Source organism: Pseudomonas sp. PA15(2017), from assembly GCF_001945395.1.
Lineage (GTDB): Bacteria > Pseudomonadota > Gammaproteobacteria > Pseudomonadales > Pseudomonadaceae > Aquipseudomonas.
In genome coordinates this window covers 23,704-49,918 of record NZ_MSXV01000009.1, presented here as the reverse complement: position 1 = coordinate 49,918, position 26,215 = coordinate 23,704, and the positions used below count along the sequence as shown (strand labels likewise).

Sequence of the window (26,215 nt, the reverse complement as noted above, 5' to 3'; positions counted from 1 at the left end):
GACCATGTCCGTGAAACAGCACAATCTGAAATCCTGGTTCAAGAGCGGCTCGCCGTGGATCTGGATGAACGCCGGTGCGGTGTCCATCGCCATCATCATGACCGTTGGCCTGTTGGCGGTCATCGCCGTGCGCGGCCTGGGTCACTTCTGGCCGGCCGACATCATCGAAGCCAGCTACCAGATTCCCGGCGAGCAGGCCAAGGTGATGGCCGGCGAAGTGGTGCAGAAGGAAGAGATTCCCCGCGCTCGCCTGGCGTCCGCCGGGCTGCCGGTGAACGTCGAGGGCGGCGAGTTCATGACCCGCGAACTGCTCAAGGTTGGTAACCGTGACCTGTACGGCGCCGATTTCTCCTGGGTGGTCGGCGAGTGGCTCGGCGAGCAGCGCAAGCCGGCCGACCTGACCGCCTTCGAGCGGCGCGAGTGGGGCAACTTCTACGGCTACCTGATCAACGTCAAGGAACAAGGCCGCCTGGTTGCCGAGGGTGACGCCGCCTGGTCGGAACTGCAGAAGCGCCTGGATCGCGTCGACGATCTGCACAGCCAGATCGTGCAACTCGAGAAGCGCGACATCGGCCGTATCAACGCAGGCCTGGAGCGTGTGCGCCTGCAAACCCGCAAGCTGGAACTCGACGGCCAACTGACCGACGCCGCGCAGTCCGACCTGGCCGCCGAGCGCGCCCGCTGGGACGCCGAGTACAAGGAACTGGAAGCCGAGCTCAACGCCCGCTACCAGCAGTTCAACCGCGACAGCATGACCGTGCGCTCGGCCGATGGCCGCGAGCAGGAGATCAGCCTCGGCAAGGTGGTGCGCGCCTATCGCCCGAACGCCATGTCGACCCTGGACAAACTCGGGTTCTACGGCAGCAAACTGTGGGAGTTCGTCAGCGACGACCCGCGTGAGGCGAATACCGAAGGCGGCATCTTCCCGGCAATCTTCGGCACCATCATGATGACCCTGATCATGGCGGTGATCGTCACCCCGTTCGGCGTGATCGCGGCTATCTACCTGCGTGAGTACGCCAAGCAGGGGCCGCTGACCCGGGTGATCCGCATTGCGGTGAACAACCTGGCCGGCGTGCCGGCGATCGTCTACGGCGTCTTCGGCCTGGGCTTCTTCGTCTACGTGCTGGGTGGCTCGATCGACCGTTTGTTCTTCCCGGAGGCCGCGCCGGCGCCGACCTTCGGCACGCCGGGCCTGCTGTGGGCCTCGCTGACCCTGGCGCTGCTCGCCGTGCCGGTGGTGATCGTCGCCACCGAGGAAGGCCTGGCGAGGATTCCGCGCTCGCTGCGCGAGGGTTCCCTGGCGCTCGGTGCGACCAAGGTGGAAACCCTGTGGCGGGTGGTGCTGCCGATGGCCAGCCCGGCGATGATGACCGGCTTGATTCTCGCCGTGGCCCGTGCCGCCGGTGAAGTGGCACCGCTGATGCTGGTCGGCGTGGTCAAGCTGGCGCCGAGCTTGCCGGTGGATGGCAACTATCCTTATCTGCACCTGGATCAGAAGATCATGCACTTGGGCTTCCACATCTATGACGTCGGCTTCCAGAGCCCCAACGTCGAGGCTGCTCGCCCGCTGGTGTACGCCACTGCGCTACTGCTGGTCATGGTCATCGCGACTCTCAACCTGACGGCCGTCTACCTGCGCAACCGACTGCGCGAGAAGTACAAGGCCCTGGATCACTAAATTTGCTGCAGGCCGCAGGCTGCAAGCAAGAGCCGGCCTGCAGCTTGAAGCCTATAGCCTCCGAAGGAGACTGGTATGCAAAACGAAACCGCTACCCACGGCATCGACATTTCCGCCCTGGGCCGTGACAGGCAGAGCCTGAACCTGGCCAATGAAACCGTCGCCATCGAAGTACCCGGCCTGAACCTGTTCTACGGTGACAAGCAGGCGCTGTACGACGTCAAGATGAACATTCCCAAGCAGCGCGTGACGGCCTTCATCGGCCCATCGGGGTGCGGCAAGTCGACCCTGCTGCGCACGTTCAACCGCATGAACGACCTGGTCGACGGTTGCCGTGTAGAGGGCGAAATCAATATCGACGGGCGCAACATCTACCGCAAGGGCGAGGATGTCGCCGAGCTGCGTCGCCGTGTGGGCATGGTGTTCCAGAAGCCCAATCCATTCCCCAAGAGCATCTACGAGAACGTGGTCTATGGCCTGCGTATCCAGGGCATCAACCAGAAGCGCGTGCTCGATGAGGCTGTCGAGTGGGGCCTGAAGAGCGCCGCCCTGTGGGACGAAGTGAAGGACCGCCTGCATGAGTCGGCCCTGGGCCTGTCCGGCGGCCAGCAGCAGCGCCTGGTGATCGCCCGTACCGTTGCGGTACAGCCGGAAGTGCTGCTGCTCGACGAGCCGTGCTCGGCGCTCGACCCGATCTCCACGCTGAAGGTCGAAGAGCTGATCTACGAGTTGAAGTCCAAGTACACCATCGTCATCGTGACCCACAACATGCAGCAGGCGGCGCGGGTTTCCGACTACACGGCGTTCATGTACATGGGCAAACTGATCGAATTCGGTGACACCGACGCGTTGTTCACCAATCCGGCCAAGAAGCAGACCGAAGACTACATCACCGGCCGCTACGGTTGAGGCAAGCGTTGCATGCCAGCTTCAGGCTTCAGGCTACAGGCTGTAAGCCGGAGGCACTGACTCGATGGTACAGACAATTACCGACAGCCTGCGGCCTGTAGCCTGCAGCCTGTGGCTCGCGGAGCGAACCCGATGATTAACAAAGACAGCCTGACTCACCACATTTCCCAGCAGTTCAACGCCGAACTGGAGGAGGTGCGCAGCCACCTGCTGGCCATGGGCGGCCTGGTCGAGAAACAGGTCAACGACGCGGTCACGTCGCTGATCGAGGCCGACTCCGGGCTGGCCCAGCAGGTGCGCGAGATCGATGACCAGATCAACCAGATGGAGCGCAACATCGACGAGGAATGCGTGCGCATTCTCGCCCGCCGCCAGCCGGCCGCTTCGGACCTGCGTCTGATCATCAGCATCTCCAAATCGGTGATCGATCTCGAGCGTATCGGCGACGAAGCTACCAAGATCGCCAAGCGCGCGATCCTGCTGACCGAGGAAGGCGAGTCGCCGCGTGGTTACGTGGAGGTCCGTCATATCGGCGACCAGGTCCGCAAGATGGTGCAGGAAGCGCTGGACGCCTTCGCCCGTTTCGACGCCGATCTGGCGCTGTCGGTCGCCCAGTACGACAAGACCGTCGACCGCGAGTACAAGACCGCCCTGCGTGAACTGGTCACCTTCATGATGGAAGACCCGCGCTCGATCTCCCGTGTGCTCAACGTGATCTGGGCGCTGCGCTCGCTGGAGCGCATCGGCGACCACGCGCGCAACATCGCCGAGCTGGTGATCTACCTGGTGCGCGGCACCGACGTCAAACACATCGGTCTGACCCGCATGCAGGAAGAAGTTCAGGGCGGCGCCAAGCAGTGACGCCCGGCCCTGCGGCGCACTGTGCTCGGTCCCGCAGGGTTGTGCTTTAGTGTTGGCAATGAGCCGGGGCACACGTCTATGCTAATGGCCATTCGAGGGAGTGGTCGATGAGCAAAGTCAGTGTACTGGTGGTGGACGACGCCACCTTTATCCGCGATCTGGTGAAGAAGGGGCTGCGTGACCACCTTCCCGGTATCCAGATCGAGGAAGCGGTCAATGGGCGCAAGGCCCAGCAGATTCTCGGCCGAAATCCGATCAACCTGATTCTCTGTGATTGGGAAATGCCGGAAATGTCCGGCCTCGAGCTGTTGCAATGGTGCCGTGAGCAGGAAGCGCTGAAGGGCGTGCCGTTCATCATGGTCACCAGCCGTGGTGACAAGGAAAACGTGGTGCAGGCCATTCAGGCCGGCGTCTCGGATTTCATCGGCAAGCCGTTCTCCAACGAGCAACTGATCACCAAGGTCAAGAAAGCCCTGCAGCGTGCCGGCAAGTTGGCAGCGCTGATGTCGGCCGCTCCGCCGAAAATGCTTAGCACCGGTGCTTTCGCCAATGATTCCCTGGCCGCCCTGACGGGTGGCAAGACCGAGGTGGTCCGCCCGACCGCGCCGGCGCAGCCAACCGCGGCACCCGCTCCGGCCGCAGCGCCTGCCAAGGCCACCACGGCGGCACCGGTGGGCCGCAGCCAGGGCCAGTTGCGCTTGCCGGGCGGTATGATGGCCTGTGTGGTCAAGGCCTTGAGCATCAAGGAAGCGTTGCTGGTGGTCAAACGCGGCGAGCTGCTGCCCCAGGTGCTGGAAAGCGCGGTGCTCGACCTCGAGCAGGGTGAGGTCTCGGAAGTGGCTCGCCTCAACGGCTACCTGCACAGCGTCGCGGCGTTCGAACCGAAGCCGGACAGCGAATGGCTGCAGGTGGTGTTTCGCTTCGTCGATCGCGACCCGCAGAAGCTGGACTATCTGTCCCGCCTGATCGCCCGCGGCACCACCCAGAAGCATTTCACACCCGGGGCCTGATCAGGCGCCGCCGGGTGCCGAGCAGTCGCGGGGCAGGCCCGGCTCGCCTTCAGGCCACTTCGTTGAGATGGCGCTGCCATGAGTCCGGAATCCGCTCCAGCCGCGGGTAGTTGATGGCATCGAGCTGCTGCGCCTGCAACAGGAACGGCGTATGCCGCAGGTGCTCGGGTAGGGCACGCAGCTCCGGTATCCACAAGCTTACGTATTCACCCTGAGGATCGTATTCACGTGCTTGCTTGAGCGCGTTGAAAGTGCGCTTGAGCCGTGGGTCGCTGCCGACTCCGGCCAGATAGGCCCAGTTACCCCAATTGCTCGACGGGTCGTAGTCGATCAGGTGCTCCTCGAACCAGGCCGCACCGTGGCGCCAGTCCTGCTGCAGGTCACTGACCAGGTAACTGGCGACCACCTGGCGACCGCGGTTGGATATGTAGCCGGTGGCGATCAGCTCGCGCATGTTGGCATCCACCAGCGGCATGCCGGTGCGGCCCTGGGTCCACTGCTCGAACCGCTCGTCGACCTGCTGCGGTGCTCGCTCGGTGGCTCTCAGGCCCCCGGCCTCGAACAGCGCCTGGCCGTAGCGCTGCAGCGTGCAGCGGAAGAATTCGCGCCACAGCAGTTCCAGCCATAGCCAGTAGGTGGACTCGTTGGCGCCATGAAGTGCTTCGTGGCGACGCAGCTCGGCGGCGGTGCGGCGTGGCGACAGCGAACCGTTGGCCAGCCATGGCGAGAACTTGGACGAGTACTCGCTGCCGATCATGCCGTTGCGGGTTTCCTTGTAGGTGCGCACGCTCTGGCTGTCCCACAGATAATCGCGCAGGCGCGCCAGGGCGGCGGTTTCGCCACCCGAAAACGGGAAGGCGCTTGGCGTCAGGCTCAGGGCATCGCCCAGGCCCATCTGCGACTGGGTCGGCAGCACGTATGCCTGGGCGTCCAGGCCTTCCGGCAACGGCGGCAGTTGCTCGGGAGCCGGCTGCGGCTGAAACAGGTACTGGCGGGCGTCGATCAGCGCACGGAACTGGCTGTAGACCTGGGGCAGCTGATCGAGCGTGCACGGCAATTCCGCTTCGCTGAACAGGCCATTGCCTTGGGCAGTGCGCAGCGGCACCGTGCCCAGGCTGTCACGCACGCGGGCAAGCACGGCGCGTTCCTGAGGGGCGATTTCGTCGAGGGTCAGCACCTGGCGTATGTCGAACTGGCCGACCAGTTGCACGATCACTTCTTCCGGCTTGCCGCTCACCACCAGCAGCTTGGAGCCGCGCTGACGCAGCGCACTGTCCAGGGCGGTCAGGCTTTCCAGCAGGAAGCGCACGCGATGCACGCCGATGCGCCGGCTACCGAATTGGTCGAACTGCAGCAGCGCCGGGTCGAGCACATAGAGCGGCAGCAGGCAGTTGGACGCGAGTGCGGCCTGCAGGGCAGGGTGATCATCGAGACGAAGATCCTGTTTGAACCAGAGCAGCGCGCGCATGGCATGTTCCCTCGTAGTGACCGCATTTGGATCGTGTAGCGATATGACAAGTTCAGCGCCGTCCGGCGGCGATCAAAGGTCGTAGCACTGACGTGACGGCCCGTAACCTCTAAACTGCGCCGCTGTTTTCAGGAGCCCTTGCACAATGGATATCTTCAGCATCGCCGTGTTGCTGTTTCTGGTCACCGACCCGTTCGGCAATATCGCCATCTTCATCGCCGCCTTGAAGAACGTCGCGCCCGAGCGACGCCTGTGGGTGGCCGCGCGCGAACTGCTGTTCGCCCTGGCGTTGCTGCTGCTGTTCCTTACCTTTGGTGACAAAGTGCTCAGCGCGCTGGGCTTGTCGCGAGAGGCAACGGCCATTGCCGGCGGTATCATTCTGTTCGTCATCGCCATGCGCTTGATCTTTCCCAGCCCTCAAGGCGTCCTGGGCGACGTGCCGGACGGCGAGCCGATGCTGGTACCGTTGGCCACGCCGGCAGTGGCTGGGCCATCCGCGCTGGCGGTGCTGATGACCTTGCGCAACACTCATGAAGGCGCGATCTGGGAGCTTTACCTGGCATTGATCATGGCCTGGGCCGCGACCGCATTCATCCTGCTGCAGGCGTCTTTCCTGCAGCGGTTCCTCGGCCCTCGCGGGCTGACCGCAGTGGAGCGATTGATGGGCATGTTGTTGATCATGCTCAGCGTCGACATGCTGTTGGACAACATTCAGAGCGTATTGCATATCCAGCCATGAAAGTTCTCAGCCTTGCCTTGTTCGCCTTCCTTCTCGCCGGCTGCAGCAGTGGCCTGCGCATCGACCACAGCTACACGGCCAGCGGGCAAAGCAGCCGCGTGCAGTACATCGTGGTGCACTACACCTCGGCCGATCTGCCGCGCTCGCTGGAGTTGCTGACCAAGGAGGAAGTCAGCGCCCATTATCTGATCAACGCCGTGCCGCCGACCGTCTACCAACTGGTCGACGAAAACCGCCGCGCCTGGCACGCCGGGGTCAGCGAGTGGCAGGGGCGTACCTGGCTCAATGGCACCACCATCGGTATCGAACTGATCAACCAGGGTTATTTCGATACGCCCAAGGGCCGCTACTGGCAGCCTTATGCCCAGGCGCAGATCGATACGCTGATCGTGCTGCTCAAGGACATCATGCAGCGCCACGACCTGCCGCCGGGCAGCATCATCGGGCACAGCGATATCGCGCCGCAGCGCAAGGTCGATCCAGGCCCGCTGTTTCCCTGGAAGCAACTGGCCGACGCGGGGTTGATGCCATGGCCGAATGCCGAGGTGGTCGCTCGCCAGCAGGCGGTGTTCAGCGCCAGCCTGCCAAGCGTGGCCTGGTTCCAGGCGCAACTGGCGGAGCAGGGCTATAGCGTGCCGAACACGGGCGTGCTCGACGAAGCCACGCGCAACGTGATCCGCGCCTTCCAGATGAAGTACCGGCAGGCGCTCTACGATGGGCAGCCGGACGCGGAAACCGCGGCCCTGCTGCTGGAGGTCAACCGCCTGGCCAAAGGCTGAGCCACTGGCCAGGCGCGAGCCGGCGGTGGTCAGAGCGGCAGGGCGAGGTGGAAGCGTGCGCCCTGGCCCGGCTGGGACTCGGCGCCGATGCGACCGCCGTGCAGTTGGGCGATCTCCTTGCACAGCGCCAGGCCCAGGCCGGCACCGCCTTTCTTGTGGCCGATCTGCACGAACGGCTCGAACAGGCGGGCTTGCTGGCCGTAGGCGATGCCTTCCCCTTCGTCCTCGACGCTGATCAGCAGGCGTTCATCCTGGCGCTGGGCGGATAGGCGCACCGTGCCGCCTTGCGGGCTGTGGCGCAGGGCATTGTCGATCAGATGATCGAGCACGCGCTCGATCTGCGCCCGATCCAGGTGGGTGCGTGGCAAGCCGTCGGCCACTTCCAGCTCCATGTGAATCTTGCTGGCCTGGGCCTTGCCGACATGACGCCTGGCTGCGTTTTCGAGCAGCTCCGGGATGTCGCAGGGCGCCAGCTCGAGTTTCTGCACGCCGCTCTGATAGCGCGAGAAGTTCAGCAGGTCCTCGATCAGGTGCACCAGCCTTTCCATCTCTTCATCGACGATGCGCACCAGATCGGCTTCGCGGGATTCTTCGGCGAACTTGCTGCGTTCGCGCAATAGACCGAAGGCCATGTGCATGCCGGTCACCGGCGTGCGCAGCTCATGGGAGGCGCGCAGCACGAACTCGTTGCGCGCCCGTTCGAAGGCGCGCTGCTCGGTCACGTCATGCAGCACCATCACCGCTCCGAGGATGTGCCCCTGGCTGTGACTTACCGGTGTTAGGCTGTAGTTGAGCAGGCGCGTCTCGCCATTGGCCTCGACCTGCAGATCCGCCAGGCGCTGCTCCAGGTTGTGGCCCTGCAGAACGTGCTGCAGCTGCTCGTCCAACTCGGGGCGGCCAAGCGCCTGGCTGGGTCGCTGGCCGAGCGGCTGGTCGTCCCAGCCCAGTTGGCGCTGAGCGACCGGATTGAAGTGCTCCAGCAGGCCATCGCGGCCGAAGATCAGCAGGCCATCGTCAATGCTGTCGAGCACCGCCTGCAGGCGACGTTGCTCGGACATCAGCGCTTCGACGTTGCTGCTCTTGAGCTGGCGCAGGCTTTCGGCCATCAGGCCGAAGCGGCGGCTCAGCGCCGACAGCTCGGCAACCGGGGTGATCGGCAGGGTGACCTGGAAATCGCCGCGGCCGATCTGGTCGGCGGCCCGAGCCAGGGCGTCGATCGGCTGGCCGACGCGGCGGGCGATGGTGTGCGCGGTGATGAAGCCGATCACCAGCACCGCCAGACCGACCAGGCCCAGCAGCCCGGCGATCAGCCAGGCACGCTCCTGGGATTGCACTTCCGCATCCTTGACGGCGGACACGTAACGGACCTGCAAAGCGTTGAGGCGGTCGCGAACGGTCTCGATGGTATTGGCGAAGTCGTCATTGGTCAGCAACTCGTGGCGAACCGTCATGGGGTCTTCGAGCAGGCTGCTGAATTGCTGATAGGCCGCCTGGATTTCCAGGACCGCCTGGCGGTCACCCTCATTCACGCTGCCGGTCAGGCTGTCGTCGAGCCAGCCGCGAATACGCCGGTCGGAGTCCTGCAGGCTCTGCACGGTGCGCTCGTCGAAGTCCTCGCTGAGCATCATGAGCAGTTGCTTACCCACCTCCTGACGCAAATCCAGGCTGGTGCTGATGACTTCCAGGTTGTGCGCCAGCGAACGGCTTTGAGACTGGGTCAACTGCAGCACGCTGAATATCCCCAGGCTCAGCCCCAGCAAGGCAACGGTAAGCAGCGCACTGGTGCTGAGAAACAGCTTGCTGCGTAGCTTCATAGGCCGAGCTGCTTACGTTTGCGATACAAGGTCGAGGCGTCGATGCCCAGGGTTCTGGCCGCCTGGTCAAGGGTGTCGCTATTGGCCAGCACGGCGGCGATATGGGCCTTTTCCAGCTCCTCGAGGCTCAGGTCGGCGCCGACCCGCGGCGCGCTGTTGGTTGCCGGCGTGCTCATGCCCAGGTGGGCGACATCCACCCATTCGCCTGGGCAGATGATGCTGGCGCGCTCGATGACGTTGCGCAGCTCGCGGATGTTGCCAGGCCACTGGTAGGCGAGCAGCGCCTTGGTGGCGTCCTCGTTGAAGCCACGGGCCGGACGGGCGTAGTCCTTGACAAAGCGGGCCAGAAAACGGTTGGCCAGGGTAAGTATGTCGTCGGCCCGTTCGCGCAGCGGCGGCAGGGTCAGGGTGATGACGTTGAGGCGATACAGGAGGTCCTCGCGGAAGTGACCCTCCCTGACCATCTCGTTGAGGTCACGGTTGGTCGCGGCAAGGATGCGCACGTCGGCATGGCGGGTCACCGGGTCACCGACACGCTCGTATTCCTTGTCCTGGATGAAACGCAGCAGCTTGGGCTGCAGGGTCAGCGGGAAGTCGCCGATCTCGTCGAGGAACAGGGTACCGCCGTCCGCCTGGTTGACCCGGCCCAGGGTGCTTTCGCTGGCGCCGGTGAACGCGCCGCGGCTGTGGCCGAACAATTCGCTTTCCATCAGCTCGGCGGTCAGCGACGGGCAATTGATGGTCACGCAGGACTTTTTCGCGCGTCGGCTCCAGCCGTGAATGGCGCGCGCCAGTTCGCCCTTGCCGGTACCCGATTCGCCGAGGATCAGGATATTGGCGTCGGTGGTGGCCACCTGCCGCGCGGTTTCCAGAATCGCCATCATCGCTGGGCTGTGCGAGTCGATGCCGTCGCTGGGCTTGCGCACTTCACCTTCCAGGGCCTCGAGGCGCGCGGAGAGCTGGCGCACTTCGAGCTGCTTGGCGGCAGCCAGGCGCAGCTGATCGGGGCTGCACGGCTTGACCAGATAATCGGCGGCGCCGGCCTGCATGGCATCGACCGCACTGTCGATGGCCGAGTGCGCCGTGACGATCACCACGCGCATCCACGGTGCCTGGACACGCATCTGGGCGAGCACGTCCAGGCCATTTTCATCACCCAGGCGCAAATCGAGAAAGCACATGTCGAATACCTGGCGCTGCAACAGCGATTCGGTTTGCGCGGCGCTGTTGGCGGTCGTGACCTGATAGCCCTCGTCCTCCAGGCAATAGCGGAAGGTACGCAGGATAGCCGCTTCGTCGTCGACCAATAGGATGCGCCCGCTCTGACCTGTTGCTTCCATTTACATGCTCCATGGGGTGAATGGCAGAGATTATCTATAAAACTTCGTGCAAGTTGCACGGCTAGTATGGCGCGATCTTGCATCGTGCAAGCGGTCATTAGCCAGGCATTGGATTTAACCAGCTGATTTTAGTTGGTTTTTATTTTTACAGGCGGCTGGCATACCACTTGCGACCTTAACCGATCCGCTCTTGAGCGGCTTTTTTGGCGAAGAAGGAGGCGTTACATGCTGTTGAGACAATCCACGTTGGCCATGGCCATTACCGGTCTGATCACCCTGGCTCCGCTGGTGCAGGCAGCCGAAGGCGATCTGTCGCGGCAATTGAGCGATGCCTGCCAGCAGGGGGCCATCGACACTGCATTCGCGCTCAATCGGCATCTGGATCCGTTCGATATCCAGGTGTCCGTGGAGGATGGCGTCGCCACCTTGAGTGGTGCGGTCGAGAACACTGCCGAACACGAGTTGGCCAGTGAACTGGCTGGCAGCATCGAAGGTGTTCGTGAAGTCGACAACAAGCTGCAGATCGATCCCGACCTGGCCCCGCCGGTCATCGAGGAGCAGGCCAGGCTCGTCACTGACAAGACTCTGGCCCAACGCTTCGACGACGCGACACTGGCTGCCACGGTGAAATCCAAGCTGCTGTGGAACAGCAACACCGAGGGGCTCGATATCCAGGTGCGTGCCGAGAACGGCGTGGTCAGCCTCAGCGGCAATGCCGGAACGCCGGCCGCCAAGGAGCTCGCCGGTGACTTGGTCACCAATACCGACGGCGTACGCGAGGTGCACAACCATCTGAGCATCAACACCGCCGACAGCGCCACTGCCGAGGCGCAGAACGCGGCCAACGATGCAGCGGCCTCGATCAGCGACAGCTGGATCACCAACAAGGTGAGGGCCAGCTTCCTCTATAGCCGCAACCTCGACGCCCTGAATATCAAGGTCGATACCCGCGAGGGTTTCGTCAGCCTCAGCGGCACGGTGCTCAGCAATGCCGAAAAACGCCTCGCCGTGGAGACCGCACGCAACATCCGTGGCGTACGTGGTGTCGATGCCGACGCCCTGCGCATCGCCGGCTGACGCCGTTACGACAAGGCAGGCCGCCCGGTCTGCCGCGTTCCGGTAGCGTCATCGGCGCTGCCAACCTCTTCAGGAGAGCCACCATGAGCTACAAGACCGAGCAACTCAACGAACTGATCGCCATCATCCGCGATGGCCAGCGCTTCTATGAGCATGCCCACGACGAGATCGAGGATGTACGCCTGCAGGCCCTGTTCCGCGACATGGCGCAGGCCAAACATCAGGTGATTCAGGCGCTGGCCGTCAAGGTCGCCGCCAATCACGAGGAGCCCACCAGCAGCGGAACCCTGGTCGGCAAGCTGCGCCAGGCCTATGCCGACGCACGTGCCACGCTGTCGAGTGACGAAGAGGCGACTTACATCGCGCAGCTCGAAGAGGCCGAGGACCGCATTCTCGAGGCTTTCGAGGATGCCATGGAATCCGCTCAGCCCGACGTCCGCGCGCTGCTGGCCGTGGAAATGCCCAAGGTACGCGCATGCCACCAGCGTATGCGCGAGCTCAAGAGCGCCTGATCGCAGCGTCTGCGGCGTCGTGCAGAACGCCCGAGCCGCAGGCGGCCATCGTGCAGGATGCCAATGATGGCATTTGTTTTACATCATTTAACTTATTGATTTATAACGATTTTATTTTTTCGAAAAGCTGGCACGCAGGCTGCAATTATCTTCGCATGAACTGAACGCCGAGCCGTTCGACGATGATCTTGAGGAGCCCAGCATGAACCTTCACCGCGCCCACACCGAGATCCTGATTCTTGCAGTCGCTGCTGTGATGGTCCTGTTGGTGAGCGTGGCGACCAAAGCCCCCGTGCAGCAGGTCGTGGCGCCACAGGTTTCGAGCCAGGCGGTGGTGCCGGTGTCCATGCAAGCGCCTACCGAGGCACGCGCCGCAGCCATCCAGGCGGTACCGGCCACCTTGCAGATCGTCGGTGCACCCAAAGCGCACAGCGACAGCGACTGGGTACGCGCCGATTTCGTCGAAGCGCCTGCCAAGCAGACCCGCTGGGTGTTCTGAGACCCCGTGAACGATTTTTCAAGTGTTACACCCGTTAGACCCCAAAAAAACCAAGGAGAAACGCCATGCTGAGTTGGGCCATTACCTTTCTGATCATCGCCATTGTTGCCGCTGTACTGGGTTTCGGTGGTATCGCAGGCACTGCCACAGGTATCGCGAAAATCCTTTTCGTGGTGTTCCTGGTCATGTTCATCGTTTCGTTCATCATGGGTCGTCGCCCACGGGGCTAGGCGAGGCATGACGATGAATCGATTCAAGACGCTCGCTGCTGCCCTCATGCTGGGCGGTAGCGCGGCGGCCTTGGCCGCCAATACGGATGGCGAGTTCCGCTTGAACGAACTGCTCGGGAGTAACCCGGACTATCGTGAAGCCTGGCAGGATCTGATCCGGGATGAGGAGCGATTACCTGAATGGGTGATCAATCTCAGCGGCGTCGCCACTCCGATGAAGACTCTGGAAGAAGACGGCGACCAATACCTGGTCGGGCAGTTGTGCGAAACCTCCAATTGTTTCAATCAGCGCCTCTACGTCGCTTTTACGCCAGACAGGGATGATGCCTACGCCCTCTGGGTTCAGGTGCCCGATGGCCTGCCGCAGGACAAGGCACCCAGCAAGCACGCTGATCTGCGTTGGCTCGGTGGGCCGGACGACGGGGTCAAGCAGTTGCTGCAAGAGCAGTTGAAGAAAGACTCCAACTGGTACTGATACTACTGACGGCGCCTTCTGGCGCCGTTGCTCCGTCCGACAGTTACTAAATCGTTCTGTGTTCCTCAAGCCCTTCCTCTTTCCCCGTCTCCCCGCGTTATCATCGCCGCCATGTTCTAGGGGGTGACGTATGCTCAATGGCTTGTGGCTGAGCTTTTTCATAGTGGCAGCGGTAGCAGGGCTCAGCCGTTGGCTGTTGGCTGACGACCCGGCCGTATTCGGCGCAATGGTGGAAAGCCTGTTCGCCATGGCCAAGCTGTCCGTCGAAGTGATGGTGCTGCTGTTCGGCACGCTGACTCTCTGGCTGGGGCTGTTGCGCATTGCCGAGAAGGCTGGCCTGGTGGACGCGCTGGCACGCGTGCTCGGGCCGCTGTTCTCACGCTTGATGCCGGAAGTGCCACGCGGTCACCCCGCCCTTGGGCTGATCACCATGAACTTCGCGGCCAATGGCCTGGGCCTGGACAACGCGGCCACGCCCATCGGCCTCAAGGCCATGCGCTCGCTGCAGGAGCTCAACCCCAGCAGCACCACGGCGAGCAATGCGCAGATCCTGTTTCTGGTGCTCAATGCGTCGTCGCTGACGCTGCTGCCGGTCACCATCTTCATGTATCGCGCCCAGCAGGGTGCGCCTGATCCTACCCTGGTGTTCCTGCCGATTCTGCTGGCCACCAGCGTATCGACCTTGGTCGGCCTGTTTTCCGTGGCCATCATGCAGCGCCTGCGTCTTTGGGACCCGGTGGTACTGGCCTACATGATTCCCGGTGCGCTGCTGCTCGGCGGATTCATGGCCATGCTTGCCGGCATGTCCGCCACGGCGCTGGCGGCGCTTTCTTCGCTGCTCGGCAACCTGACGCTGTTCGGCATCATCATCGCGTTCCTGGTGATCGGTGCGTTACGCAAGGTGCAGGTCTACGAGCAGTTCATCGAGGGCGCCAAGGAAGGGTTCGACGTCGCCAAGAGCCTGTTGCCTTATCTGGTGGCGATGCTCTGCGCGGTGGGCGTGCTGCGTGCATCCGGTGCCCTGGAATTGGCGCTGGACGGTATCCGCTGGATCGTCGCGTGGGGCGGGTGGGATACCCGCTTCGTCGATGCGCTGCCCACCGCGATGGTCAAGCCGTTCTCCGGCAGCGCGGCGCGGGCGATGTTGATCGAAACCATGCAGACCCAAGGCGTCGACAGCTTCCCGGCCCTGGCCGCAGCGATCATCCAGGGCAGTACCGAAACCACTTTTTACGTGCTGGCCGTATATTTCGGTGCGGTAGGGATCCAGCGTGCCCGGCACGCGGTGGGGTGTGCGCTGCTGGCCGAGTTCTCCGGCGTGGTTGCCGCGATCGCCGTGTGCTACTGGTTTTTCGGTTGAGCGGCGGGCTGGCCATCTGGCGGGCCTGAGAGTTGACCCGCCGGCTCCGCGCCGGGCTTGGCGGACGGGGCGGCCTGCTCGGCAGGTTCAGGAGCGGTATCGGCTGACGACTCAGGCGCGGTTTGCGGCCTGGCGTCTGGTTGCTCGGGCTCCTGCAAGGGCTCATCCTGAGTCGGTTCGGGATTCGGCGCCGCACCAGCATCCGGAGTGACCTCGAAGCGCAGTATGCCGATCAACTGCCCGGCGTCGGTCAGTACCTGAATCTGCCAGTCACCTTCCACGTCCCGTGGGAAGTTCTGCTTGTGCGTCCAGGCGCGGTAGCCTTTCTCGCGGCCGCCGTGGATGTCCAGTGCGATGCGCTCCAGCTCCTGGCCGTTGTGTTCCCAGACGTGATAGATGCGCTCGTCCAGCCCGCGCGGCGCATTGATCGCCGTGTAGGCATAGAGGCCGGTGCTGCGTAACTGGCTGACGGTCAGCTGATCGATGCCTTTGCCGGGTGAGCGGTTCTGGTCGTCGAATTCAGTGGTGATCGCCACCTCGGTCAGCCACAACGTGGCCGGCGGTACCCAGGTGCGGGTCACCCAGCCGAAGGCGCCGATGGCCAGGGTCAGGCCGGCCAGCAGCAGGCCACGCCACCATTTGCGTACGGTGATGATGGTGAACAGGCTGGGAAACGACAGCACCACCGCTGCGGCCAGCGAATACTGATAGCTCTGGGTGGTGTTGAGCTTGAAGATGATCGGCAGCGCCGTGAGCATCACCGCGAACAGGGCCAAAGTGTGGTAGGCGAGAAAGATCCAACGCCGCGGCGCCAGCCACTTGTAGTAAAGCGGGTCGGTGATCGATACCAGAGCGGCGGCGGCCAGCAAGCCGCTGAACAACGCCTGGCTGCTGTTCCAGGTGGTGGTGATGAAGAAGAACGGCAGGACGAAGAACAGGCTTTCCTGGTGAATCATCTGCGTGGCATAGCGCAGCAGCGGCCTGGGCAGCTCGAAGCCGAAACGCGCGGCGATGCGTTCGCGCAGCACGTTTTCCAGAATCAGCCACAGCCAGCTGACCAGCAGCACCAGGGCCAGCACCTTGGCCAGCCCGGCCTGGCGGTCGACCAGCACGAAGCTGGCGACACCGGAAAGAAATCCGAAAATGGCGATCGCGCCCGGATGGCGCTGCATCAGCGCGATGATCCGGAACACGAGATTCTTGCTGGAGGCGATTAGGGTCAAGGCAGTTCTGGCAGTCGTCTAGAACGATGCGCAGGATACTGCATTTGCCCGAGCTTGCGGCTTCCGCCGATCAGCCATGGAGTTGGCCGCGGGCGTCCCGCATCAGGTGCGGGGCGCCCGCGGATCGCTCAGCTCGCGGTGCTTACCGGCTTGCCGCCCTTGGGCTTGAAGTACAGGGTGGTGCCACGGGCGAGGTTGTCCAGGCTGAGGTGATCCTTGGCCACTTCGGCTTCGATCAGCTCGTCCTGCCCCTCGACCTTCAGGGTGATGCGGGTGATGGCGCCGAGCAGGCGAATATCACGCACCTCGCCGGCCTGATGGCCTTCCAGCGCCTCGCTGGACAGGCTCACTTCGTGGGGGCGGAACAGCACATGGTGGTCGTCACCGACGTACAGGCGGTTGGCATCACCGAGGAAGTGGTAGACGAAGTCGCTGGCCGGCTTTTCGTAGACCTCGGCCGGCGAACCGATCTGCTCGACCACGCCCTTGTTCATCACCACGATACGGTCGGCCACTTCCATGGCTTCTTCCTGGTCGTGGGTCACGAACACGCTGGTCAGGTGCACCTCCTCGTGCAGGCGCGCCAGCCAGCGACGCAGTTCCTTGCGCACCTTGGCGTCGAGGGCACCGAAGGGTTCGTCGAGCAGCAGCACCTTGGGTTCGACCGCCAGGGCACGGGCCAGGGCGATACGCTGGCGCTGACCACCGGATAGCTGTTCCGGGTAGCGGTCGGCCAGCCAGTCGAGCTGCACCAGGCCAAGCAGATCGTGGACCTTCTTCTTGATGGTGCTTTCGTTGGGGCGCTCGCTCTTGGGCTTCATGCGCAGGCCGAAGGCGACGTTGTCGAACACCGTCATGTGGCGGAACAGGGCGTAGTGCTGGAACACGAAGCCGACCTTGCGATCACGCACGTCATGCTCGGAAACGTCTTCGCCGTGGAACACGATGTTGCCGCTATCCGGGGTTTCCAGGCCGGCGATGATGCGCAGCAGGGTGGTCTTGCCGCAGCCGGATGGGCCGAGCAGGGCGACCAGTTCGCCGCTCTGGATGTTGAGGTTGATGTCGTTGAGCGCCTTGAATTGGCCAAAGTGCTTGTTGATGCCGCTGACTTCGATACTCATGGGATACACCTGTGTCTGTCTGGCCGGTTCGCGAGAGGGCGCGGCGCCGGCAAAAAGGGTTCAATCGTCCTGGCCTTTGAGCTGGCGGCTAAGCCGCGCTTCGCTCCATTGGCGCAGCAGCAGTACGACCAGGGCCATCACCAGCAGCAGGATGGCCACGCTGAACGCGGCGACGATGTTGTATTCGTTGTAGAGAATCTCGATATGCAGCGGCAGGGTGTTGGTGTAACCGCGGATATGCCCGGAAACCACCGACACCGCCCCGAACTCGCCCATCGCCCGGGCGGTGCACAGCACCACACCGTAGACCAGCGCCCATTTTACGTTAGGCAGCGTGACATGCCAGAACATCTGCCAGCCATTGGCACCAAGCAGGCGCGCGGCTTCCTCTTCGTTGGTGCCCTGTTCCTCCATGAGCGGGATCAGCTCGCGGGCGACGAAGGGAAACGTCACGAAGATGGTCGCCAGCACGATGCCCGGCACGGCGTAGATGATCTGCAGGTTGTGGTCCTGCAGGTACGGCGCCAGCTTGCTCTGCGCGCCGAACAGCAGCACGTAGATCAGGCCGGCGACCACTGGCGACACCGAGAAGGGCATGTCGATCAGGGTGACCAGGATGCTCTTGCCGCGGAACTCGAACTTGGTCACCGCCCAGGCGGCCGCGACGCCGAACACCAGGTTCAGCGGTACCGAAATGGCGGTGGCCAGCAGGGTCAGCTTGAGCGCGGAGATGGCGTCAGGTTCGCGGATCGCCTCCCAGAAGAATTCCAGGCCGCGGCTCAGGCCCTGAGTGACGACGATGTAAAGCGGCAGCACGAGAATCGCCGCGAACACCGCCCAGGCGACGACGATCAGGGCGATGGCGCCGGGGGAGCGGCGCACTGGGCGGGCCGCGTTCTTGCCAAGGGTTGCAAGGCTCATGACGGGCTCCTCAGAGTTGCGGCTGGATACGGCGCTGCAGGATGTTGATCAGCAGCAGCAGAATGAACGACACCACCAGCATGATCACGCCAATGGCCGTGGCGCTGGGGTAGTCGTACTGGTCCAGCTTGGAGACGATCAGCAGCGGCAGGATCTCGGTCTTCATCGGGATATTACCGGCGATGAACACCACGGAGCCGTACTCGCCCACGCCGCGGGCGAAGGCCAGGGCAAAGCCGGTCAGCCAGGCGGGTAGCAGGCTTGGCACGAGAATGTGGCGGAACACCTGAAACGGTTTTGCGCCCAGGCAGGCAGCGGCTTCTTCGACTTCCTTGGGGATGTCGGCCAGCACCGGCTGCAGAGTGCGCACCACGAACGGCAGCGTCACGAATACCAGCGCCAGGGTGATGCCCAGTGGCGTATAGGCGATCTTGAATGGGAACAGCGAGCCGATCAGGCCATTGGGCGCGTACAGCGCGGTCAGTGCGATACCGGCCACGGCAGTGGGCAGGGCGAACGGCATATCGACCATGGCATCGATGATGCGGCGGCCGGGAAAGGTGTAGCGCACCAGCACCCAGGCGATGATGGTGCCGAGAATGCCATTGAGCAGCGCGGCGGCCAGGGCAGTGCCGAACGACAGCTTCAGAGAGAACTGCAGCTGGCGATTATTGAGTAGCGCCCACCACTGATCAGCGGAGAGCTGCAGGGAAAACAGGAACATCGCACCCAGCGGGATCAACACGATCAACGCCAGGTAGGTGAGCGTGAAGCCCAGAGTCAGCCCGAAGCCGGGTATGACCGAGGAAGTTCGACGAGACATGGAGAGTCCTTTTGATCAGGTCCACAACAAAGCCCGCCATTGAGTTGCGCAATGGCGGGCCAGATCGATCAGCTGAACTTACTGGTTGATCTTCTTGAAAATGTCATCGAACACACCACCATCATCGAAGTACTTGGGTTGAGCCTTGGCCCAGCCGCCGAAGTCCTTGTCGATGGTGACCAGCTCCAGGTCCTTGAACTGATCCTTGAATTCGGCCGCCACCTTGGCGTCACGCGGGCGGTAGAAGTTCTTCGCGGCGATGCGCTGGCCTTCTTCGCTGTACAGGTATTGCAGGTAGGCCTCGGCGGCCTTGCGAGTGCCTTTGCGGTCGACGTTCTTGTCGACGACGGCGACTGGCGGCTCGGCGAGGATGGACAGCGACGGAGTGACGATCTCCAGTTGGTCACCGCCTTCTTCGGCGAGCGACAGGTAGGCCTCGTTCTCCCAGGCCAACAGCACGTCACCCAGGCCACGCTGTACGAAACTGATGGTCGCGCCGCGGGCACCGGTGTCGAGCACCGGTGCGTGGCGGTACAGCTCGGTCACGTATTCCAGGGCCTTTTCGTCGCTGCCGTACTTCTTCTTGGCGTACGCCCAGGCAGCGAGGAAGTTCCAGCGTGCGCCGCCGGAAGTTTTCGGATTCGGGGTGATGATTTCGACGCCATCCTTGACCAGATCATCCCAGTCCTTGATGCCCTTCGGGTTGCCCTTGCGCACCAGGAACACGATGGTCGAGGTGTACGGCGTGCTGTTGTCGGCCAGGCGCTTCTGCCAGTCCTTGTCGATCAGCGGCTGGTTGAGGTTGATCGCATCGATGTCGCCGGACAGCGCCAGGGTCACCACGTCGGCCTGCAGGCCGTCGATTACCGCGCGAGCCTGCTTGCCCGAACCACCGTGGGACTGCTGGATGGTCAGCGGCTCGTTGCCCTGTTCCTGCCAGTGCTTGTTGAAGGCCTTGTTGAATTCCACATACAGCTCACGGGTCGGGTCGTAGGACACGTTGAGCAGCGTCTGGGCTGCTACCGGGCCGGCAACCAGGGCGCTGGCAAGTGCAGCGAGTGCGAAACGGCGGATGGACATGGTGAAGCTCCTTGATACTGAAAGTCGGTGCTGTGCGTGTCGGGCGGTGCGATGTCTGCTCTCTAGGCCGGCATTCGCGGGTTACATCGGCAGTACTGGTAGCGGTTCATGCGGGCTGCCCGTGGTCGGGTTGGCGAAATGCGCTCAGGCGTTCTTGCTGCCAGGCTGCTGGAGGCGGAATTTTTCCTTGCGCTCGATCTGCACCACCTGGCCGTTGTGCACGGTGATTTCCACCGAGCCGAATTTGAGGCCGTTCAGGGCGCTTTGGATTTCGCGCAGGATGGTGGCGTCATCCTGGCCTTCCAGATTGCGAAGCGTGGCGGTCATGGTTATGGCTCCTTGCCCTCGAATCGTGGTGCGACGGCTGTCGGTGGCGGGGCGTGGAGCGGATACTAAGCAGCTTGAAATATTCTTAAAAATACTGTTTAAGAACATTTATATATCTTTATAGAATATATGGGTGTTTTCACTTTAGCTGTCGAGAAAACTGGGTTAGGGAATAAGTAAATAAGTTCTTATTCTTTTTAGATCGTATTTTGCCCTCGTACACTGCAGGTCATGTAGATACGGAGGGCGCCCTATGCGCAGTGAAGCTGTTCGCTACCTGATCGTCCCAGGCTGGCAGGGCTCGGCGGATGACCATTGGCAGAGCCACTGGCAACGCAGCCTGCCCAATAGTGCGCGGGTCGAGCAGCTGGACTGGCTGGCGCCACGCCGAGAGGACTGGGTCGCTGCGCTGGAACGGCAGATTGCCGACGATCCGCGCCCAGCGATTCTGATTGCCCACAGCCTGGGCTGCGTCACCGTCGCCTGCTGGGCTGCTCGGGCATCGACGGCCTCCATACGCCGCGTGCGCGGCGCGCTGCTGGTGGCGCCGGCCGACGTGGAGCGTCCCAACTGCCCGGAGGCCCTGCGCAACTTCGCGCCGATCGCACGTCAGGCACTGCCATTTCCCAGCCAGTTGGTGGGCTCCGACAACGACTCGGCCGCCAGCGCCGCACGCGCCATCGAACTGGCCCGCGACTGGGGCAGCGAGATCGCCATTCTCAGCGGTGCCGGGCATATCAATGTGAAATCCGGTCACCAGCGTTGGGATCAGGGTTTCGCTTACCTGTTCCGCCTGCAGAGCCGCATCGAACAGCAGCTGCGCCTGCGTGCCTGATCGGTAGCCGCTGCCTGGCCTTTCGCGGCCCGACCGTCATGGAGAGTCATCTATGAGCCTGTCTACGGCAGCCGATCCGTCGCTGCTGATTTTTCCCGACGCCGATAAGAGCCCGCTGAGCATTCGTGCCAAGGCGCTGGTATTCATCGACCCGCGTACCCGACGGTTGCGCGAGGAGGTCGAGCGCCTCGCCGGCTTGCCGGTACCGATTCTGATCGAGGGTGAAACCGGTACCGGCAAGGAGCTACTGGCCCGTCACATTCATCGCTCCAGCGAGCGCCCCGGTTTGTTCGTGGCCCTGAGTTGCAGCGGCCTGAGCCCCAACCATGGCGAGGCCGAGTTGTTCGGCTACACCGCTGGCGCCCATCAGGGAGCGCCAAGCAGCCGCGCCGGCTGGTTGGGCTCGGCCAATGGCGGCACCCTGTATCTGGACGAGATCGCCGACCTGCCCCTGGCGTTGCAGGCGCAGCTGCTGGGCGCGCTGGAAACCGGCGAGGCCTGGCGTGTCGGGGCATCGGCACCGACACCGGTGGACGTGCGGCTGGTCGCCGCCACCAGCATCGATCTTTGGCGGGCGGTCGAGGCCGGCAAGTTCGACGAGCGCCTGGCCCATTACCTCAGCGACGGCCATCTGCAATTGCCGCCGCTGCGTGAGCGGGTCGGCGATGTGCTGCCCCTGGCCGAGTACTTCCTGGGTATTTACACCCAGCGCTTGCGCCTGCCGTTGCCGAACATCAGCCTGGCCGCCCAGAAGGTGCTGGAACGGCATGACTGGCCGGGCAATACGCGGGAGCTGGAAAACGTGGTGCACTTTGCCCTGCTGGTGTGCGGGGCCGAGCAGATCGAGGCGCGGCACCTCAACCTGCCGGCTGCGCCACCGCTCAAGCGCATCGAGCAGCTCCTGGATGAGGGGGATGCTGGACAGCTTGCAGCGCTACGCGATTTGCTGCGGCGAGCCGAACAGCGGCTGGCAGATTGATGGGTCGCAGGGTGGGGGATGGCGCCTGTCACGTAGGAAGGCACGTTTCAGGTTTCGTCGCGGCATAACCCACCATCGGCACGACCCTGGCGCCACCCGCCCGACTTCGCCAGCGAGCCGCGTGGCGATCACGCGGGAGCGCGTCGTGCACGCGACCGCTCCGCGGGCATGGACCAGGCGCCCCGCCCGCTGCCACGCAGGGTTGCTCAGGCGCGCGCTATGAAGCCAGCAGCGACACCGACTTCACCTGTGCCCACAACGCCTGGCCGGCCTGGATGCCCAACTGATCGAACGAATAGCGAGTGATGCGCGCGATGATGCGCTGTTCGCCCAGTTGCAGCTCCACCAGGCGGTGCGCCGGGTTTGGCAGGTCGAACCAGCGTTGCACCGTCACCGGCAGTAGATTCAGTACGCTGCTGTCGCGGGCCTGCTCGAGGCTCAGGCTGACATCGCGGGCCTTGATCTTGATACGCACCGAGCGCCCCGCTGGCAGTGGTGCGTGTGCCAATCGCAGGCTGGCCGTGGTGCCGGCAAGGTCGATGCCGAGCAGGTCATAGTGGCCGTCATGGTGGGCGACGAGCCCGTCGATCACCGCTTCGGCTTCGTCCTCGAAGATGAATGGCAGGTCATTGCGGATCAGGGTTTCCTTGAGCGGCCCGCTGGCCGTGACGCTACCTTCGTCGAGCACCACCAGATGATCGGCGAGGCGCGCCACCTCGTCCGGCGCGTGGCTGACGTAGAGAATCGGAATGTCCAGCTCGTCGTGCAGACGCTCCAGATAGGGCAGCACCTCGCCCTTGCGCTTGAGATCCAGCGCTGCCAAAGGCTCGTCCATCAGCAGCAGGCGCGGGCTGGTGAGCAGGGCGCGAGCCATGCCGACGCGCTGGCGTTCGCCACCGGAGAGGCGATCGGGCAGGCGCTCGAGCAAGTGACCGATGCCTAGCAATTCGACCGCTTGCTCGAAAGGCACGCGTCGCGCGGCTTTGGCGATGCGCTTGAAGCCGAACTCCAGGTTGCGCCGCACCGAAAGTTGGGGAAACAGGTTGGCGTCCTGGAACACGTAGCCGACCGGGCGCTGGTGGGCGGGCAGCCAGATGCCGTTGGCGCTGTCCTGCCAGGTTTCGCCGTTGACCTTGAGGTAACCGCTGCCAGATCGCTCCAGCCCGGCGACGCAGCGCAGTACCGTGGTCTTGCCCGAACCGGAGTGGCCGAACAGTGCGCTGACGCCGCGGCCGGGCAGTTGCAGGTCGACGTCCAGCGTGAAGCCAGGATGGCTGAGGGTGAAGCGGGCGTGGATCTGCAGGTCGTTCATGTCCAGGCCTTCTGCGCGCGGCGGTTGCTGGAGTAGAGCGCCAGCAGCACCAGAAACGAGAACGCCACCATGCCGCCGGCCAGCCAGTGGGCCTGGGCGTATTCCATGGTTTCCACATGGTTGTAGATCTGTACCGAGGCCACCTGGGTCTTGCCGGGAATATTGCCGCCGATCATCAACACCACGCCGAACTCGCCGACGGTGTGCGCGAAGCCGAGAATCGCCGCGGTGAGAAAGCCCGGCCTGGCCAGCGGCAGTACCACGCTGAAGAAGGTATCCCACGGCCCGGCGCGTAGCGTGGCGGCGGCCTCGAGCGGGGCGCGGCCCATGGCCTCGAAGGCGTTCTGCAGTGGCTGCACCACGAACGGCAGGGAATAGAACACCGAGCCGATCAGAAGCCCGGCGAAGGTGAAGGTCAGGGTGCCCAGGCCAAGCGCCTGGGTCATCTGGCCGAAGAAACCGTTGGGCCCCATGCTGATCAGCAGGTAGAAGCCGATCACCGTCGGCGGCAGCACCAGCGGTAGGGCGACGATGGCGCCGATTGGCCGCTTCAGCCAGGAGCCGGTGCGCGCGAGCCACCAGGCGATGGGCGTGCCGACCAGCAGCAACAGCACCGTGGTCAGGGTGGCCAGCTCCAGGGTGAGGAGAATGGCAGCGAAGTCATTGGGGCCCAGGGGCATTCGGTGGCCTTTCAAGAATTGGTGGTAAGACGGGGCCACAGCAGGCTGCCGATCTTGCGACGCAGGTTCCGGCATTGCAAATGGAGGGCTGTGAAAAGCAGAAGCGGACATCACGCGCCGCCGCTCTTGTAGGAGGCGCTTTAGCTCCGAGCTTTATGAGGGTGCAAAGAGCTCGGGGCTAAAGCCCCTCCTGCGAGGTATGTTAACGAACGCTTGCGCCACCTAGCAGCCTTTGCCGCACCACCCCGCAGGATACCTTTTACAGGCTCTCTAGAGCTGGTAACCGTAGGCCTTGATGATTTCGGCGGCTTTCGGTCCTTTCAGGTACTCGACCAGCGCCTTGGCCGCCGGGTTGGCCTCGCCCTTCTTGAGGATCAGCGCATCCTGGCGGATCGGTTCGTACATCGTCTCCGGCACCATCCAGGCGGAACCGCTGGTGATCTGGCCGTCCTTGTAGACCTGGGAGAGGGCGACGAAGCCCAGCTCGGCATTACCGGTGGAGACGAACTGCAGCGCCTGGGTGATGTTCTGACCCTCGACGATCTTGTCCTTGAGCGCGTCGCTCAGGCCCAACTTGTCGAGGGTCTGGGTGGCGGCGAGGCCATAGGGTGCCGCTTTCGGGTTGGCGATCGACAGGTGTTTGAACTCGCCCTTCTTCAGTACCGCGCCCTGGTCATCGACGAAGCCTTGTTTCGGCGACCACAGCACCAGCGTGCCGATGGCGTAGGTGAAGCGCGAGCCTTTTACGCTCTGGCCTTCCTGCTCGAGTTTGGCGGGCGTGCTGTCATCGGCAGAGAGGAACACTTCGAACGGCGCACCGTTGCTGATCTGCGCATAGAACTGCCCGGTGGCACCGTACGAGGCCTGCACGTTGTGCCCGGTGTCCTTCTCGAAGGCACTGGCGATGGCCTGCATCGGGGCGGTGAAGTTGGCGGCGACCGCGACTTGAACCTGGTCGGCAAGAGCGTTGCCGGCCATGGCCAGGCTGGCGCAAAGCAGGAGAAGCGGACGAGCGAGGCGGGTGTGCATGAATGGCTCCTGGGTGAGGGCCGCAGATGGCGGCCACTTTCGCTACCGCTATATACAAAAATATATGGCGGTAGGGAAGCCTAACTTGATCGGGCAGGCAGTCGCGAGAGGCACAGAACGAAAAAATGCCAGTCAGGTGGCTGACTGGCATTTGCGGGAGGTCGCGCTGGCGAACGCTCAGATCACTTCAGCCACTCGGCCACGCGATCCGGGTTCTTGGCGATCCACTGTTTGGCCGCTTCGTCCGGTTTCACGCCGTCGCGGATGGACAGCATCACCGAGCCGACTTCCTCGGCACTCCAGGAAATCTTCTTCAGGAAAGCTGCCGCTTCCGGTGCCTTGGCTTCCAGGCCTGGGTTGGCCACGGTGTCGACGTGCTCGGCTTCACCGAAGACGTTCTTGGGGTCTTCCAGGAAACGCAGTTTCCATTGCGCGAACATCCAGTGCGGGATCCAGCCGGTCACCACGATCGGCTTCTGGGCTTTCTCGGCGCGGGTCAGGGCGGTGGTCATGGCCGGGCCGGAGCTTGGCATCAGCTTGATGCTCTTGAGATCGTATTCCTTGATCGCGTCTTCGGTGCGGCGCATCACGCCGGCGCCGGCGTCGATACCGGTGATCTTGCCATCGAAGTCCTTGGCGTACTTCTCCAGGTCGGCGATGGTCTTGGCTTCAACGTATTCGGGAACGATCAGGCCGATCTTGGCGCCGTCGTAGTTGGTGCCCAATACGGTCACCTTGTCCTTGAGTTTCTCGTAGTACTCGCCGTGGGTGGCGGGCAGCCAGGCGGAGAGGGTGGCATCGAGGTCGCCGCGGGCGATGCCCTGCCACATGATGGCCGGCTCGACCGGTTGCAGGGTCACGTCGTAACCGAGCTTGGTCTTGAGAATTTCACCGGCGACATGGGTGACGGCAACGCTGTCGTCCCAGCCGTTCACGTAGCCGATCTTGAGGGCCGGCTTGTCGGCGGCCATGGCGCCGGACATGCCCAGGGCCAGGGCAGCAGCACCGAGGCTCTGCAGGCAGAGGCGTTTGAAATTGTGCATAGGTCTTGCTCCGTCAGTGAGTGGCAGTTCAGATGGTTTACTGGCTCGTTCTGATCGCGGGCCTTGCGGCACCAGCTGTGCAGAGCAG

General features: G+C 63.3%; 27 protein-coding genes. 14 read left to right on the top strand and 13 right to left on the bottom strand.

The genetic code is table 11. The annotated features are described in order from the left end of the window. Window positions 1-4: 4 nt before the first annotated feature. The 4 genes from pstA (at window position 5) to BVH03_RS03565 (ending at window position 4,461) form a co-directional block, all read left to right on the top strand. Complete coding sequence (gene pstA, locus BVH03_RS03580; protein WP_168175595.1) at window positions 5-1,681, top strand: phosphate ABC transporter permease PstA; 1,677 nt, start codon at window positions 5-7, stop codon at window positions 1,679-1,681. A 75-nt stretch (window positions 1,682-1,756) separates the two neighbouring features. Continuing rightward, a complete protein-coding gene (gene pstB / locus BVH03_RS03575; RefSeq protein ID WP_075959929.1) occupies window positions 1,757-2,590 on the top strand; it encodes a phosphate ABC transporter ATP-binding protein PstB in 834 nt (277 codons plus the stop codon). Window positions 2,591-2,722: 132 nt separating this feature from the next. Further along, entirely contained in the window at window positions 2,723-3,451 is a 729-nt protein-coding gene (gene phoU, locus BVH03_RS03570; RefSeq protein ID WP_075929778.1) for a phosphate signaling complex protein PhoU, read from the top strand. 107 nt (window positions 3,452-3,558) lie between these two features. Then, window positions 3,559-4,461, top strand: a complete 903-nt coding sequence (locus BVH03_RS03565) for a response regulator (RefSeq protein WP_075959928.1) — start codon at window positions 3,559-3,561, stop codon at window positions 4,459-4,461. Between the two features lie 49 nt (window positions 4,462-4,510). Here BVH03_RS03565 and BVH03_RS03560 read toward each other — a convergent pair whose 3' ends face one another. Beyond that, window positions 4,511-5,929, bottom strand: coding sequence for a DASH family cryptochrome (locus tag BVH03_RS03560; RefSeq protein WP_075959927.1), 1,419 nt, complete (start codon window positions 5,927-5,929; stop codon window positions 4,511-4,513). A gap of 145 nt (window positions 5,930-6,074) precedes the next feature. On the opposite strand from BVH03_RS03560, the gene BVH03_RS03555 reads away from it, so the two are divergent. After that, a complete protein-coding gene (locus tag BVH03_RS03555) occupies window positions 6,075-6,668 on the top strand; it encodes a MarC family protein (RefSeq protein WP_075959926.1) in 594 nt (197 codons plus the stop codon). Next, window positions 6,665-7,447, top strand: a complete 783-nt coding sequence (locus BVH03_RS03550) for an N-acetylmuramoyl-L-alanine amidase (protein WP_075959925.1) — start codon at window positions 6,665-6,667, stop codon at window positions 7,445-7,447. The genes BVH03_RS03555 and BVH03_RS03550 overlap by 4 nt, the downstream gene beginning before the upstream one ends. Before the next feature lie 29 nt (window positions 7,448-7,476). On the opposite strand, the gene BVH03_RS03545 is transcribed toward BVH03_RS03550, so the two are convergent. Then, the gene (locus BVH03_RS03545) at window positions 7,477-9,261 is read right to left on the bottom strand and encodes a KinB sensor domain-containing domain (RefSeq protein ID WP_075959924.1); all 1,785 of its coding nucleotides are present in this window, start codon (window positions 9,259-9,261) and stop codon (window positions 7,477-7,479) included. Beyond that, entirely contained in the window at window positions 9,258-10,601 is a 1,344-nt protein-coding gene (gene algB, locus BVH03_RS03540; protein WP_075959923.1) for a sigma-54-dependent response regulator transcription factor AlgB, read from the bottom strand. Before algB ends, BVH03_RS03545 begins: the two co-directional genes overlap by 4 nt. Window positions 10,602-10,826: 225 nt before the next feature. On the opposite strand from algB, the gene BVH03_RS03535 reads away from it, so the two are divergent. The 6 genes from BVH03_RS03535 to BVH03_RS03510 all read left to right on the top strand — a co-directional run bounded on the left by BVH03_RS03535 (window position 10,827) and on the right by BVH03_RS03510 (window position 14,754). After that, the gene (locus BVH03_RS03535) at window positions 10,827-11,678 is read left to right on the top strand and encodes a BON domain-containing protein (protein WP_075959922.1); all 852 of its coding nucleotides are present in this window, start codon (window positions 10,827-10,829) and stop codon (window positions 11,676-11,678) included. An 83-nt stretch (window positions 11,679-11,761) separates the two neighbouring features. Then, window positions 11,762-12,190, top strand: coding sequence for a PA2169 family four-helix-bundle protein (locus BVH03_RS03530; RefSeq protein ID WP_075959921.1), 429 nt, complete (start codon window positions 11,762-11,764; stop codon window positions 12,188-12,190). Between the two features lie 202 nt (window positions 12,191-12,392). Beyond that, window positions 12,393-12,689, top strand: coding sequence for a hypothetical protein (locus BVH03_RS03525; protein ID WP_075959920.1), 297 nt, complete (start codon window positions 12,393-12,395; stop codon window positions 12,687-12,689). Between the two features lie 65 nt (window positions 12,690-12,754). Continuing rightward, complete coding sequence (locus tag BVH03_RS03520) at window positions 12,755-12,919, top strand: DUF1328 domain-containing protein (protein ID WP_013789335.1); 165 nt, start codon at window positions 12,755-12,757, stop codon at window positions 12,917-12,919. A gap of 7 nt (window positions 12,920-12,926) precedes the next feature. Next, a complete protein-coding gene (locus BVH03_RS03515) occupies window positions 12,927-13,394 on the top strand; it encodes an inhibitor of vertebrate lysozyme family protein (protein ID WP_075959919.1) in 468 nt (155 codons plus the stop codon). A gap of 130 nt (window positions 13,395-13,524) precedes the next feature. Next, window positions 13,525-14,754 carry a nucleoside recognition domain-containing protein gene (locus tag BVH03_RS03510; RefSeq protein ID WP_075959918.1) on the top strand — a complete coding sequence of 410 codons (1,230 nt, stop codon included), beginning with the start codon at window positions 13,525-13,527 and terminating at the stop codon, window positions 14,752-14,754. On the opposite strand, the gene BVH03_RS03505 is transcribed toward BVH03_RS03510, so the two are convergent. The 6 genes from BVH03_RS03505 to oscA form a co-directional block, all read right to left on the bottom strand. Then, entirely contained in the window at window positions 14,736-15,926 is a 1,191-nt protein-coding gene (locus tag BVH03_RS03505; protein WP_083639993.1) for a DUF5924 family protein, read from the bottom strand. The genes BVH03_RS03510 and BVH03_RS03505 overlap by 19 nt on opposite strands. A 179-nt stretch (window positions 15,927-16,105) precedes the next feature. Next, the gene (locus BVH03_RS03500) at window positions 16,106-17,098 is read right to left on the bottom strand and encodes a sulfate/molybdate ABC transporter ATP-binding protein (RefSeq protein ID WP_075959917.1); all 993 of its coding nucleotides are present in this window, start codon (window positions 17,096-17,098) and stop codon (window positions 16,106-16,108) included. A gap of 60 nt (window positions 17,099-17,158) precedes the next feature. Further along, the gene (gene cysW, locus BVH03_RS03495; RefSeq protein WP_075959916.1) at window positions 17,159-18,019 is read right to left on the bottom strand and encodes a sulfate ABC transporter permease subunit CysW; all 861 of its coding nucleotides are present in this window, start codon (window positions 18,017-18,019) and stop codon (window positions 17,159-17,161) included. A gap of 10 nt (window positions 18,020-18,029) precedes the next feature. After that, window positions 18,030-18,842, bottom strand: coding sequence for a sulfate ABC transporter permease subunit CysT (gene cysT / locus BVH03_RS03490; RefSeq protein ID WP_075959915.1), 813 nt, complete (start codon window positions 18,840-18,842; stop codon window positions 18,030-18,032). Window positions 18,843-18,920: 78 nt separating this feature from the next. Beyond that, window positions 18,921-19,922: a sulfate ABC transporter substrate-binding protein gene (locus BVH03_RS03485; RefSeq protein WP_075959914.1), complete on the bottom strand. Its 1,002-nt coding sequence runs from the start codon at window positions 19,920-19,922 to the stop codon at window positions 18,921-18,923. A gap of 144 nt (window positions 19,923-20,066) precedes the next feature. Then, the gene (gene oscA / locus BVH03_RS03480) at window positions 20,067-20,249 is read right to left on the bottom strand and encodes a sulfur starvation response protein OscA (protein WP_013793331.1); all 183 of its coding nucleotides are present in this window, start codon (window positions 20,247-20,249) and stop codon (window positions 20,067-20,069) included. Window positions 20,250-20,502: 253 nt separating this feature from the next. On the opposite strand from oscA, the gene BVH03_RS03475 reads away from it, so the two are divergent. Continuing rightward, window positions 20,503-21,084 (top strand): alpha/beta hydrolase, encoded by a 582-nt coding sequence (locus tag BVH03_RS03475; RefSeq protein WP_075959913.1) that lies wholly within the window; start codon window positions 20,503-20,505, stop codon window positions 21,082-21,084. Window positions 21,085-21,136: 52 nt separating this feature from the next. After that, a complete protein-coding gene (locus BVH03_RS03470; protein WP_075959912.1) occupies window positions 21,137-22,063 on the top strand; it encodes a sigma 54-interacting transcriptional regulator in 927 nt (308 codons plus the stop codon). A 217-nt stretch (window positions 22,064-22,280) separates the two neighbouring features. Here BVH03_RS03470 and modC read toward each other — a convergent pair whose 3' ends face one another. The 4 genes from modC to BVH03_RS03450 all read right to left on the bottom strand — a co-directional run bounded on the left by modC (window position 22,281) and on the right by BVH03_RS03450 (window position 26,127). Then, window positions 22,281-23,375, bottom strand: a complete 1,095-nt coding sequence (modC, locus tag BVH03_RS03465) for a molybdenum ABC transporter ATP-binding protein (RefSeq protein ID WP_075959911.1) — start codon at window positions 23,373-23,375, stop codon at window positions 22,281-22,283. After that, on the bottom strand, window positions 23,372-24,055 hold the full coding sequence (modB, locus tag BVH03_RS03460) for a molybdate ABC transporter permease subunit (protein WP_075959910.1): 684 nt from the start codon (window positions 24,053-24,055) through the stop codon (window positions 23,372-23,374). Before modB ends, modC begins: the two co-directional genes overlap by 4 nt. A gap of 270 nt (window positions 24,056-24,325) precedes the next feature. Then, window positions 24,326-25,084: a molybdate ABC transporter substrate-binding protein gene (modA, locus tag BVH03_RS03455; protein ID WP_075959909.1), complete on the bottom strand. Its 759-nt coding sequence runs from the start codon at window positions 25,082-25,084 to the stop codon at window positions 24,326-24,328. A 182-nt stretch (window positions 25,085-25,266) separates the two neighbouring features. Beyond that, a complete protein-coding gene (locus BVH03_RS03450; RefSeq protein ID WP_075929757.1) occupies window positions 25,267-26,127 on the bottom strand; it encodes a glycine betaine ABC transporter substrate-binding protein in 861 nt (286 codons plus the stop codon). Window positions 26,128-26,215: the final 88 nt, after the last annotated feature.